Source organism: Rhodospirillales bacterium (assembly GCA_016710335.1).
Classification (GTDB): Bacteria; Pseudomonadota; Alphaproteobacteria; order Rhodospirillales; family Defluviicoccaceae; genus JADJXQ01.
The window spans coordinates 25,081-36,655 of sequence record JADJXQ010000012.1 but is presented as its reverse complement, the minus strand read 5'-3'; the positions used below and the strand labels follow the sequence as shown (position 1 = coordinate 36,655).

Sequence of the window (11,575 nt, the reverse complement as noted above, 5' to 3'; positions counted from 1 at the left end):
GATACTTTTCCAATGTGCCTCCTGCTGCTTCCAACCGCTTCGCGAGCGGTGCGTACAGCGTGTAGCACTGCTCTTCGCCAAATATGGCTGCAAAGACCCGAACGTAACCTTGCTCGCGGTCGTTTACCAAACGCGCTGTTCTATTTGCGGCGCCCTCACAGTCTGTGAGCCTTTCCTTTAACCGCTCCAACGCGGTTGTCTCGTCAGCTATACGCTTCGCGACGGCTGAGAGTTTGCGTGCAGTATCCCTGTCGGCGGCTACCAACTTTTCCAGCCGTTCAATCTCTGCTTCGAGGATGGCAAGAGGGGTCTTGGCCGGGTTGGCTGTCGCCGTGAGGAACGCGCCGCCGTCATCGACAGGACTTGTAGGTGTCTCTCCCCTCCATAATCTTGCGCTCTTTTCGGCTTCCCCGGTTTTTGTGGCCAAGACGCTGTCTACGTCCCCGGAGAACTCGAGCAGAAAGCGATCCCAATCAGTCGGGTCGAGCGCGGTGCTCGGGTAGCGCTCCTTCATCGCCCGCAACGCTTCAGGCGCCAGGTTCTGCCTTTGATCCTGCACCTCGTGCTTGAGGCCGACGAGGGAAGCTTGTCGATTAGCGTAGTGCCTAAGATAACCGCGAACCTTCTCGGCCGCGCTCAAAAGCTCCTGGAGTCGCTCTCCGGTTTCGTTCTTCGTCTTTGGCAGAAGCTTCGTTCGATCGCCCTGGTAGCGGGAAATCTGTTTTTCCTTTTCGGCGATCTGCGCTTTCAAAGGAGCAACCTGCCTCGTCTTCTCCCTCTCAACGCCGATCTGGTCAGAGATATTGGCTAATGCCTTCTCCTCTCGGATTCGGGAATCGGAGAAGAGCCGAGCCCGAAGCTCAAGCAGCTCTCCGAAATCTACGGCTCCGTCGCGATCGAGCGACGGATGGGCCTCGAAGATAACTCGTTCGATTTCCCTGATCAGTGCAGGCATGCCTTCGATTGAGCAGAGTTCTTCGACAAATTGCTGGGAGAGGTAGCGAGTGCGGGAATAGGCGTCCGGCGACCGATTCTCCGGGGAATCTGGCGGGCGAGCTTTCGGTTCTTCGCCGCTCAACCATTTCACCGACACGCGCGCGCCCGATAGGTGTTCCCTGGCTCTGACAAGAAAGGATTGGCGCTTCTCTGATTCTACATAGGGGTCGCAGCCCGCCGCGATCATGTCCACGAGAGCAGTCTTACCCGATCCTCGAGCACCTAGGCGGCGACCAAACCTGGGTTCAGTCTCACGGCCGGAGTCTTGGCCCACGGAGCGCCCTCTAAAAGAACTGCGTCGATGATCTGTGAGGCAGCCGCCCACGAGGGAGGGGATGGACCGACATAGGCGCGCTCGGGTTCGATACATGCTTGGCGGAGTGCGTCAAAGGTTGGCATCCCCTTTATCCAGCAGAGCCGATCCTCCGCCGGCTTGCCGACGCGCGAGAGGTCGTGGGCATCACAGCCCCATAGGCACGGCTTCTGGCCACCATATCTCTCACGAAGATCGCCTACGCTTGCCTTTCCACTTCCAAGCCAAAATTCCCTCTGTTTCGGACTACTAGCGAAAATGGCGTGAGCCGCCTTTTCGATTTCCTCTCGCAGCGTCGTATCTGCGGCTTCCCTGACGCCCGATGTGCCGTCGGCATTTCCAGCGACTGCGATGAGGATGTTGTCGCGGGCCCATTCGATGGTCCCGTAGGCATCAAGGAGGTTCTTGAGAGAAACCTTGAACTGTGAGCAGCCGTGCCGCAGCGCGGCTTCGTCATTAACCTTAGTCGGATCTAACCGCCGCCCCAAGCGGACCAGTTCGCTTGGAGTGCAAGCGAACTCATCATTGCAAGCTCGGAACGTAAGCCGACCGAGAAATCGATTCAGTTCGGTAACGTGATCCGGGCCTTCTGGACTTGCGAGAAGGTGGATGTTGACGAAGTTGCCCTTGACGGTACCGGTGTCGAGGCGCAGTTCGATATTAGGGAACAGAAGATCGCATCCCTTGATCCGACCCTTATCCCTCTCCGCCTTCACCCGCTCATACGATCTGGTGATGCAATAGTCCGTGATGCCAATCGCTCGCAGCGGAGGTGAGACAGCCTCAAGTGCCTCAAGATAGAGATTCCAGCCATCCGACTGTGGATACTGGTCCGCTAGCACCGTACCGGGCGCGTGTATATGGGGCTCCCATCTATGCCACTCGGCGCCACGATTTCCGACTGCTATGACGTTACCATCCATGAATTGAATTTCGGTCGAATGAGCGTTTGTAACAAGCTTTCCAATTCACCGTGAGCGGTTCAGTTCCCTGAGGGTCGCGGCTTTGACATTGGTGCGGCTTTGGCAGTGATATCGAATGTTCGGCTTTAAGGCGCCGCAGGATTCTTATCAAAGCGCGGCTGATGGCCGCAATGGGTCAAAATCGCCACTAACGAACGGTTCCTAAAGACGTTCGCTCTCTGCCCCCAGGCAGCGGAGTCGTGGCCGCCCCCTGGTTCCGCGGCCATAAGCCGGGTTCAGCCCTCGCCGTGCTGAGCTGCTGTCCCCGAAAGCGGCCGGTTGCCGGCCGAGTCCAATCTTCCTTTGTGAGCATATGCAACAATGCCTCAGGCGATCCCTGACTGGGCAGCCGACTTTGTCGGCTTACCGTTCCGCGTCGGCGGCCGCGATCGGAGCGGTCTGGATTGCTGGGGGCTTCTGGTCGTCGTGCTGCAAGAGCGCTTCGGGCTCGACGTGCCGGTATTCGATGGCATCGACTTCGCCGGCGACCGCGACCGCGGTTCCATCGCGCAGTTCATGGCCGAGCACATGGACAACTGGATCGAAGTGCCGGTGGGCCAGGAACAACCCGGCGACGGCATCCTGCTGCGCATGATGGGCCACCCGGTCCATGTCGGCGTCGTGGTGGCGCGCGGATGGATGCTGCACATCGAACAGGGCATCGACGCCTGCCTCGAACGCTACGACGGGCCGCAGTGGCGCCGTCGTGTCATAGGGTTCTATCGGTACTATGTTGGCTGAGCTGCGGGTTGTCGCCTGCCCGCGGCGCGGCCGTTCTCGTCCGAGCGCATCGACCGCATGGTCTTCACCGGCGGCACGGTTGCCGAGATCCTCGCCGACGCCGGCATGGATCCGGTGCTCGCCGCCCATGCGCACGTGTGGATCGGCGACGGGGCGATGACGCGAGAGCCGGTGCCGGTGGCCCGGCAGCATTGGCACCGGGTGCGGCCGAAGCCGGGGACGGTGCTGACGGTGCGGGTGGTGCCGCGGGGTGGTGGCGGAGGCGGCGGTAAGAACCCGCTGCGGGCGGTCATGATGATCGCGGTCGCCGTGCTCGCCGTCTACACCGGCGGGCTGGCGGCCGGGCTGATGGGCTTTACCGCAGGCACGACCGGTTTTGCCGTGGCGTCGGCCGCCGTGGGCGCCGTGGTGACCGCCGTCGGTTCGCTGATCGTCAACGCCATCGCGCCGCCGCCGCGCCCGAAGCTGGGCGATCTGTCCCTGGGCGGGCCGCAGTCGCGCACCAGCCCGACCCTGTCCATCACCGGCACCCAGAACCGGACCAATCTTTACGGCCCGGTGCTGCGGGTTTACGGCCGCCACAAGGTGTTCCCGACGCTGGCGGCGCACCCCTACACCGAGGTGCAGGGCAGCGATCAGTATTTCCGGATGCTGTTCGATTTCGGCTACGGGCCGTTGCAGCTCTCCGACCTGCGCATCGGCACCGTGCCGCTCGATCAGTTCGAGGACGTCGAAACCGAGGTGCGCCAGGGGTTCGGCACCGACGCGCCGATCACCCTCTATTCCAACACCGTCCGCGAGGATCAGTATTCGCTGAAGCTCACCAACGCCGGCGGGCCGCAAGTCCTGGAGAGCCACGACGCCGCCGATGAGATCCTGCTCGACATCACCTTCCATGGGCTGGTGCGGTTCAACGACAAGGGCGGGCGGGCCAGCCGGTCCGTCACCATCCGCATCGAGTACCGCGCCGCCGGCACCGGGGATCCGTGGACCCTGTTCGGTGAGCGCACCTACACCGCGGCGACCGAGCAGATGGTGCGGAAGGGTGAGCGGATCAAACCGGCAACGGCGGGGCGCTACGAGCTGCGGTTCACGCGGCTGACCGCCGACAACACCTCGACGTCGATCCGCGACGACTCCTACGTCACCGCGGTGCGCAGCGTCGAATACACCCAGCCGGTGACCGCCACCGGCCGCTGCATGGTGGCGATGCGCATCAAGGCGACCGACCAGCTGAACGGCGTCGTCGACCAGTTCTCAGGCGTCGCCGAGGCGCTGCTGCCGGTGTGGGACGGTAACGCCTGGACCGCGCCGCAGGCGACCCGGCATCCGGCGTGGGCCTATTGCGACGTGCTGCGCGGTGACGCCAACCGCCGGCCGGTCGCCGACGAGCGCCTCGATCTGGACGCGTTCAAGGCCTGGGCCGATGCCCGGCCCGACGACACGTTCGATGCGGTCATCGACTACCAGACCACGGTGTTCGAGCTGCTGCGCGACATCGCCGCCGGCGGCCGCGCCGCGTTCGGCATGCGCGACGGCAGGTTCTCGGTGGTGCGCGACGTGCCGCAGACGGTGCCGGTGCAGCACTTCACGCCGAGGAACGCCACCGGCTTTCGCGGCCTCAAGACGTTCGTGCAGCAGCCGCACGCGCTCAAGGTCCGGTTCATCAACCCCGACCGCGAGTGGGGCCAGGACGAGCGCATCGTCTACGCCGACGGCTATGACGAGACCAGTGCCACCCGGTTCGAGACCCTGGAGCTGTTCGGCTGCACCGACGCCGATCTCGCCTGGAAACACGGCCGCTACCATCTGGCGGTGAGCGAGCTCAGGCCCGAGACCTACGAGCTGTCTTGTGACATCGACCATCTGGTGTGCACCGCCGGCGACCTGGTCAAGGTCAGCCACGACGTGCCGCTGTGGGGCGGCGGTTGGGCTCGGGTGCGCTCGGTGGCCACCGACGGCAATGGTGACGCCGTGTCGGTTACGTTAGACGATGGGGTCGCCATGGCGGCCGACAAGAGCTACGCGGTTCGGTTCCGGTTGGCCACGGGCGGCTCGACGGTGGCCTCGGTGCTGACCCAGAGCGGCGAGACCGCGACCGTCGCCTTTGTTACGCCGATCCCGGCGGCGACCATGCCGGCGGCCGGCGATCTCGCCATGTTCGGCGAGGCCGAGCGCGAGAGTGTTGATCTCCTCGTGAAGTCGATCCGCCACGCCGGCGACTTCCGCGCCACGCTGACGCTGGTGGACGCGGCGCCGGCGGTGCACGACGCCGACACCGGGCCGATCCCGGCGTACGACCCGCAGATCACCGTGCCGGCGCCGGTGGCATACCAGCAGCCGGCCAGGCCGGTGATCGAGGCCGTCGACAGCGGCAGCGAGGCGTTGACCATCGACGCCAGTGGTCAGGTGCAGTCACGAGTACGAGTCACGTTGGCGCCGCAGACGACGGCGCTGACGCCGGCGACATCCATCCAGGCGCAGTACCGCCGCGACGACTCCGAGGAGGCGTGGACGCTGGCATCGCCGGCGCCGGCCGATGCGCGATCGATCCTGTTGGGGCCGGTGGACGACGGCGTCGCCTACACCATCCGCCTTCGGGCGGTGAGCGCCAGCGGGCGCGCCTCCGCATGGGCCAGCGTTGCACACACCGTGGTCGGCAAGACCGAGCCGCCAGCCGATGTCACCGGGTTCGTGGTCAACGTGCTGAGCGATGCCGCGCATCTCGCCTGGGATGCGGTCGCCGATCTCGATCTCTCGCACTACCGCATCAAGTTCACGCCGGCGACCAGCGGCGCCGTGTGGTCGGGCGCGCTCGACCTGGTGGCGCGCATCGCCAAGCCGGCGACGAGCGCGGTGGTGCCGGCGATGGCCGGCACGTACCTGATCAAGGCGGTGGACATCGGCGGCCAACGAGAGCGCCGGCGCCACCCAGATCGTCATCACGTCGAGCGCCATCGTCGGCCGCAACGTGGTCGAGACCGTCACCGAGCATCCGGCGTTCGCCGGCACCAGGACCGACTGCGTGGTCGACGCCGGTGACCTCATCCTCGACTCCGACGCTGGCGGCGTGCTGCCCGAGGGCACGTACGACTTCGCCAACGCCGTCGACCTCGGCGCCGTCTACACCAGCCGCATCACCGGCCGGATCAAGGTGCTGGGCGAGAACGTCGACAACCTGGTCAAGCACTGGGCGCGCCTGGCCGACGTCGAGAACCTCTCGGGCGCCGAGCCGGGGCAGTACAACGCCTGGCTGGAGCTGCGCACCACCGACGACGACCCGGCCGGCACGCCCACATGGAGCGCCTGGCGCCCGTTGGTGATCGGCGACGTCACCGCCCGCGCCTACGAGTTCCGCGCGCAGCTGCGCTCCACCAGCACCGCGGTCACCCCGCGCATCGACGAGCTGTCGGCGACCGTCGACATGCCGGACCGCACCGACGGCGCGCACGACGTCGCATGCCCGGCGGGCGGCGTCGCCATCGCCTTCTCGCCGGCGTTCCGCGCCACCCCGGCGATCGCGGTCTCGGGCCAGGACATGGCCACCGGCGACGTGGTCGAGGTGACCGGCCAGTCGGCGGGCGGCTTCACGGTCCGGTTCAAGAACTCGGCCGGTGCCGGCGTCGCCCGCACCTTCGACTGGGTGGCGCGCGGCTACGGGCATCAGCAGGCAGCGTAGGGAAGCACCATGAGTCAGACCAACCCCAAGGCGTTCATCGACACCGAGAGCGGAACGCAGCTGGTTCAGCGCCTCAACAGCGCGTTCGCCGCGGTGCTGTCGGGACACAAGGGGGCGTCGCCGCCCGCGTACGCCGAGGCCGGCATGGCGTGGATCGACGACAGCGCCACGCCGTGGCTCGTGAAGCGCTACGACGGCGCCGACTGGATCGTCGAAGGCGCCATCGATCCGGTGGCCAACACCTATCAGCCGTACAACGGCGGTGTCGCGTTCGGCTCGATGGCCGGGCAGAACGCCAGCAACGTCGCCATCACCGGCGGTAGCATCCAGGGCATCACACCGCTGGCGATCGCCGCCGGCGGCACCGGTGCCAATTCTGCAGCCGGTGCGCGCGCTGCGATCGGCCTGGCGACCGGCACCGATCCCACGGATGTGCCGACCGTCGCCGACGCCGACACGCTCTACGTTGCGCAAGGCGCGCATACGATCTGGCTGCCGGCGGCGGCGTTCCAGCCGTGGTCGAACGCGCCGTGCGGCCACCATGCCGCCTACGGCGGGCAGTTCGACGGCTGGCGCGGGCTGCCGTTCGATGCCGCCGCCGCCGAGGGCGCCATCAGTCAGATCGCCATGCCGAAGTCATGGGACGAAGGCACGCTGACGTTCCAGATCGTCTGGGCCGCGGGCGCCGCTGGTAGCGGCGACGTGGCGTGGCAGGTCTACGCGACAGCGCAAGGCGATGGCGACGGGGCGCCGAGCGGCGTGGGGCCTCGACGGACTTGCGCTCACCGATGGCGCCGGCGGCAAAGCGTCACCTGCATCTCGCCGGCGGCGGCGGGCCGGTGGGCGGTGTCGCCGACGGCGATCTGCTCAACATCCTGGTGTATCGCAATGCCGGCGACGCCACCGACACGTTTGCCGGCGACGCGGTGCTGAAGGGGCTGCGGGTGCTCTACACCGTCGCTGCCAAGGACGACGCCTGATGCTGGCGGTCAACGCGCTGGCCGGCTTCGGCGCCGGCGGCGGCTTCCGCGCCGATGTGGTGATCAGCGGTACCTCGACCAACTTCGATCTCGGCGCGCACCTGCAGGCCTACCATGCCTGGGACGGCGCCGAGCCGGCCGAGGTCGCCTTGACCGTCACTGGCGGCTCGCTTCTCAACGCTTCTTCGCCCGGCTATCCGGCCTGCACCATCGCGCTGCCGGCGGGCAGCCGGGTGACACTGATCAACCACGGCTCGATCATCGGCCGCGGCGGCAACGGCGGCGCTGCCGGCCAAGGACAAAGCGGCAGTACGGACGGCAGCGGCGGCGCCGGTGGCGGCACCGCGATCTCGGTCAACTGCCCGATCACCATCGACAACCAGGGCCTGATCGCCGGGGGCGGCGGTGGCGGCGGCGGCGGTGATGGCGACTATGATCAGTGGTACGCCGGCGAGGAATGGTGGTCGGTCAGCGCCGGCGGCGGTGGCGGTGGTGGCGGTGCCGGATTGAGCGCTGGTGGCGCTGTCGGCAGCGGCACCGTGCCAGGCAGCGCGGGGACGGGCGGCAATCAGACATCATCGGGCGGCGGTGGTGCCGGCGGCAGCGACGTGGATGGCCTGCAGACCGCCAGCGGCGGCTCCGGCGGTAACGGCGGCGCACTCGGCAGTGGCGGATCAGCTGGCGGCAACGGCGGCGGCTCGGGCGGCGCGGCCGGCAAGTATCTGGTCGGCGCCAGTCACGTGACCTGGATCACCGTCGGCGATGTGAGAGGACCATCGGCATGAAATACGCGGTCGTGTTCGGCGGCGAGGTGCGCCGCTTCTACCATGCGGCGCGCGCGCTGGAGGCGCACGAGATCAAGCACCACCAGGGCAAGCCGGTGCTGCGGCCGGTGCGTGTCGATGACGTCGAGCCCGGCTACGATCCCGGCATCTTCGAGCGGCACGGGCCGGAGTTCACCGTCGGCGCCGACGAGGTGGTCGAGCGCTACCGGCTGCGGTTCCGCGTCGACGCCCGCGACGGCATGGCAGCACGGGTCGACGCACGCGCCGAGGCCGAGCGTGCCCGGGTGGTGGCGGTGCTCGCCGGCGAGACCATTGAGCTTCAGGAGACGCTGCGCGAGGCGGAAGCGGTCAAGGCGCTGCCGCCGGATGCCATCATCGATCCGGCCGACTATCCGTTCCTCGAGGCGGACGTCGGCGTGACCGTTAACCCGGCCACCGATGCGCCAGTACAGACCATCCGCGAGGCGGCACAGTTCATGCTCACCCGGCGCGATGCGTGGCGGCGGCGGGTGGCGCGGTTGCGGAAGCGGCGGCTCGCTGCGCTGCGGCAGGTCCGCGATGCCGCCACCGATCTCGAGGCGTGGAACGCGCTGAAGGCCGCCGACTGGTCGTGACCATCCTGGTGATGCTGTCGGGCGGGCTCGACTCGACGGCCTGCCTCGTCTGGGCGCTCACCGAGACCGACGAGCCGGTGCACGTCCATCACATGCACCTCGTCAACTGGGAGCGCCGGCACGAGGTCGAGGCGGAGGCCTGCCGGCGGATCGTTGCCTACTGCCGCCAGGCCTACCGCGACTTCGAGACGTCCGAGCTGACGCTGGACTTCGTGGGCATGCCCGGCATCCCGGCCGACATGCTGTGCGTCTGCTTCGCCGCCGGGCAGCTCGTTGGCCAGCGCCCCGACATCGTCCGCCTGCTGATCGGCGTCTGCCGCGAGGAGGGGCAGTGGTGGCAGCGCTGGCGCCACATCGTCCGCATGATCGAGGGCGCGGCGTGGCCACGACCGGCGCCCGAGCTGCTGCTGCCGTTCCTCGATCGCACCAAGTCGGAAGAGATGGCTTACCTCCCACCGGCGCTGCGGTCGCTGGTGTGGTCGTGCCGCCGGCCGGTGCGAACGGAGAACGGGTTTGTGCCGTGCGGCAGCTGCAAGGCGTGCCAGTTCCGGAATATCGAAAATTGAGGAAAGTCCGATGAGTCCGGAAGAAACCAACATCGCTGTGCGCGCACTGCAGAACGACGTCTCCGAAGTCAAGGCGATCCTGAACAACGGCCTGCGGTCGATGGTGCACGATCAGCGCGCCGAACTCGCATCCTTGAAAGCCGACGTCCAGACCATCCGCGACGCGGTGACCAGTCATGTCGCCAAGGAAGATGTCATATACGAGATTTTCAAGCGGGTGATGAACACCGGCGTCGCCATCACCGGGGCGCTGATCCTGATCCTGCTCTCCATCATCGGCTACCTGTTGGTCAATCCCGTCAGCCTCGCAGTCTAACGACCGCGGATGACCGCTTTCGGCGGTCGCGCATTCCCTTTCTTTCCCCACCGTTAACGGAGGCACACCATGCTCACGCTGTTGGGCTCGCTGCTCGGATTCGTCACCAGTGCGTTCCCGGATCTGCTTGCGTTGATCCGCGACTGGCAGGACCGCCGGCACGAGCTCGCCATCCTCGACCGCCAGATGGAGCAGATGCGGCTCGGCCACCAACAGCGGCTCGAGGAGATCCACGTCCAGGCCGACGTCACCGAGAGCCAAGCGCTGTACCGCCACGACATGCAGCCGTCCGGCGTCAGGTGGGTCGACGGATTGCGGGCATCGGTGCGGCCGATAGTCACCTACGCGTTCTTCCTGTTGTTCGCCGGGGTCAAGGGCTCGGCGCTCTACGTGCTGATCGCTGTCGAGGGGTTCGTGCTGGCGGAGGCATTGCCGCAGATCTGGGACGGCGAGACGCAGGCGCTGTGGGCAGCCGTAGTTTCTTTTTGGTTTGGCAGCCGCAGCCTCGCCAAGATCCGTCAAGGACAGTGAGCGATGAGCACCAACCGAGTTGGTCGCCCACCTGTGCCCCTACAAGAACGTTTCTGGCGCAAGGTCGAAATGTCCGGTCGTGATCAATGTTGGCTCTGGCTGGGTGCCAAAGATCTCGATGGATACGGCTTCGTAAAGCAGAAGGACGGAGCACAGCTACGCGCCCACCGTGTCTCATATGAGCTCCATCATGGCCCGATCCCGCTGAACCTGTACGTGTGTCACACCTGCGACAATCCGTCTTGCGTCAACCCGGACCATCTGTTCGCAGGAACGCCGAAAGCCAACTCTGACGACAAGGCCCGCAAAGGCCGATCATCGCGTCTGAATGGTAGCGAGAACCCGATGTCGAAGCTTGTCGCGGCCGATGTTCGCGCGATCCGATCGGACCGTCGGCCCAAGCGAACCATAGCAGCCCGTTACGGGGTTTCAGTCTCTCATGTTCGGGACATCCAGAAGGGCCGACGATGGAGCCACCTATGCGCCATGTAACCAACCAAGGTCTCGATCTCATCAAGCGGTTTGAGGGTTTCAGCGCGACGATCTACCGATGCGCCGGAGGCTGGCCAACCATTGGCTTTGGCCACGTAGTCCGTGATGGTGAACAGGAGCGCTTCGTTGGTGGCATCGGCGAGACCGAGGCGGAGGATCTGCTTATCCAAGACGTTGGCACCGCCGAACGGGCGGTGCTGCGGCTGATCCGGGTTCCGCTCACGGATGGTCAGTTCAATGCTTTGGTGTCGTTCACGTACAATCTGGGCGCCGGGAGCCTCCAGCGATCGACCCTGCGCCGCAAGGTCAACCGCAAGGAGCACGGCGCGGTGCCTGCCGAGTTCAGGCGGTGGGTGTTCGCGGGTGGACGGAAGCTCAAGGGGCTGATACGACGGAGGGAGGCGGAGGCGGCGCTCTACGCGTCCGGCTGGTCTTTCTTTTCCTGCCGATAGACCATAGCCTCTGGCAAACCGTTTCCGCTTAATACATCGCGTCCAGTGTCTGGACTCTCCAGCCTGTTCGCCGTCGCTGATAGATTCATCCTATTTGCTGCATCAACCTGGCAGCGACTGCCCGCGTTCCAGAACGTGCCTGAGATGC

General features: G+C 66.1%; 13 protein-coding genes. 11 read left to right on the top strand and 2 right to left on the bottom strand.

Translation table 11 applies throughout. The features are described 5' to 3' along the window. Together IPM60_14465 and IPM60_14460 are read right to left on the bottom strand one after the other, a co-directional pair. Window positions 1-1,189 (bottom strand): ATP-binding protein (locus tag IPM60_14465; protein MBK8909046.1); only part of this gene is annotated, 1,189 nt, incomplete at its 3' end. A gap of 29 nt (window positions 1,190-1,218) precedes the next feature. Beyond that, complete coding sequence (locus IPM60_14460) at window positions 1,219-2,232, bottom strand: hypothetical protein (GenBank protein ID MBK8909045.1); 1,014 nt, start codon at window positions 2,230-2,232, stop codon at window positions 1,219-1,221. Between the two features lie 360 nt (window positions 2,233-2,592). On the opposite strand from IPM60_14460, the gene IPM60_14455 reads away from it, so the two are divergent. The 11 genes from IPM60_14455 (at window position 2,593) to IPM60_14405 (ending at window position 11,427) form a co-directional block, all read left to right on the top strand. Then, entirely contained in the window at window positions 2,593-3,012 is a 420-nt protein-coding gene (locus tag IPM60_14455; GenBank protein MBK8909044.1) for a C40 family peptidase, read from the top strand. A gap of 57 nt (window positions 3,013-3,069) precedes the next feature. After that, complete coding sequence (locus IPM60_14450; GenBank protein ID MBK8909043.1) at window positions 3,070-6,054, top strand: hypothetical protein; 2,985 nt, start codon at window positions 3,070-3,072, stop codon at window positions 6,052-6,054. Continuing rightward, the gene (locus IPM60_14445; GenBank protein MBK8909042.1) at window positions 5,984-6,691 is read left to right on the top strand and encodes a hypothetical protein; all 708 of its coding nucleotides are present in this window, start codon (window positions 5,984-5,986) and stop codon (window positions 6,689-6,691) included. The genes IPM60_14450 and IPM60_14445 overlap by 71 nt, the downstream gene beginning before the upstream one ends. Before the next feature lie 9 nt (window positions 6,692-6,700). Then, a complete protein-coding gene (locus IPM60_14440) occupies window positions 6,701-7,624 on the top strand; it encodes a hypothetical protein (protein ID MBK8909041.1) in 924 nt (307 codons plus the stop codon). A 46-nt stretch (window positions 7,625-7,670) separates the two neighbouring features. Further along, window positions 7,671-8,456 (top strand): hypothetical protein, encoded by a 786-nt coding sequence (locus IPM60_14435; GenBank protein MBK8909040.1) that lies wholly within the window; start codon window positions 7,671-7,673, stop codon window positions 8,454-8,456. After that, on the top strand, window positions 8,453-9,070 hold the full coding sequence (locus IPM60_14430; GenBank protein MBK8909039.1) for a hypothetical protein: 618 nt from the start codon (window positions 8,453-8,455) through the stop codon (window positions 9,068-9,070). The genes IPM60_14435 and IPM60_14430 overlap by 4 nt, the downstream gene beginning before the upstream one ends. Beyond that, window positions 9,037-9,636: a 7-cyano-7-deazaguanine synthase gene (locus IPM60_14425; GenBank protein ID MBK8909038.1), complete on the top strand. Its 600-nt coding sequence runs from the start codon at window positions 9,037-9,039 to the stop codon at window positions 9,634-9,636. Before IPM60_14430 ends, IPM60_14425 begins: the two co-directional genes overlap by 34 nt. A gap of 10 nt (window positions 9,637-9,646) precedes the next feature. Further along, on the top strand, window positions 9,647-9,952 hold the full coding sequence (locus IPM60_14420) for a hypothetical protein (GenBank protein ID MBK8909037.1): 306 nt from the start codon (window positions 9,647-9,649) through the stop codon (window positions 9,950-9,952). Window positions 9,953-10,138: 186 nt separating this feature from the next. Then, window positions 10,139-10,483 carry a hypothetical protein gene (locus IPM60_14415; protein MBK8909036.1) on the top strand — a complete coding sequence of 115 codons (345 nt, stop codon included), beginning with the start codon at window positions 10,139-10,141 and terminating at the stop codon, window positions 10,481-10,483. 3 nt (window positions 10,484-10,486) lie between these two features. Further along, on the top strand, window positions 10,487-10,975 hold the full coding sequence (locus IPM60_14410; protein MBK8909035.1) for an HNH endonuclease: 489 nt from the start codon (window positions 10,487-10,489) through the stop codon (window positions 10,973-10,975). Further along, entirely contained in the window at window positions 10,963-11,427 is a 465-nt protein-coding gene (locus tag IPM60_14405; protein ID MBK8909034.1) for a lysozyme, read from the top strand. Before IPM60_14410 ends, IPM60_14405 begins: the two co-directional genes overlap by 13 nt. Window positions 11,428-11,575: the final 148 nt, after the last annotated feature.

Excerpts from the sequence above, each read along its gene's own strand:
- IPM60_14460 (MBK8909045.1), bottom strand. The coding sequence starts at position 2,232 with ATGGATGGTAACGTCATAGCAGTCGGAAATCGTGGCGCCGAGTGGCAT.
- IPM60_14455 (MBK8909044.1), top strand. The coding sequence starts at position 2,593 with ATGCCTCAGGCGATCCCTGACTGGGCAGCCGACTTTGTCGGCTTACCG.
- IPM60_14450 (MBK8909043.1), top strand. The coding sequence starts at position 3,070 with ATGGTCTTCACCGGCGGCACGGTTGCCGAGATCCTCGCCGACGCCGGC.
- IPM60_14440 (MBK8909041.1), top strand. The coding sequence starts at position 6,701 with ATGAGTCAGACCAACCCCAAGGCGTTCATCGACACCGAGAGCGGAACG.
- IPM60_14435 (MBK8909040.1), top strand. The coding sequence starts at position 7,671 with ATGCTGGCGGTCAACGCGCTGGCCGGCTTCGGCGCCGGCGGCGGCTTC.
- IPM60_14430 (MBK8909039.1), top strand. The coding sequence starts at position 8,453 with ATGAAATACGCGGTCGTGTTCGGCGGCGAGGTGCGCCGCTTCTACCAT.
- IPM60_14420 (MBK8909037.1), top strand. The coding sequence starts at position 9,647 with ATGAGTCCGGAAGAAACCAACATCGCTGTGCGCGCACTGCAGAACGAC.
- IPM60_14415 (MBK8909036.1), top strand. The coding sequence starts at position 10,139 with ATGGAGCAGATGCGGCTCGGCCACCAACAGCGGCTCGAGGAGATCCAC.
- IPM60_14410 (MBK8909035.1), top strand. The coding sequence starts at position 10,487 with ATGAGCACCAACCGAGTTGGTCGCCCACCTGTGCCCCTACAAGAACGT.
- IPM60_14405 (MBK8909034.1), top strand. The coding sequence starts at position 10,963 with ATGCGCCATGTAACCAACCAAGGTCTCGATCTCATCAAGCGGTTTGAG.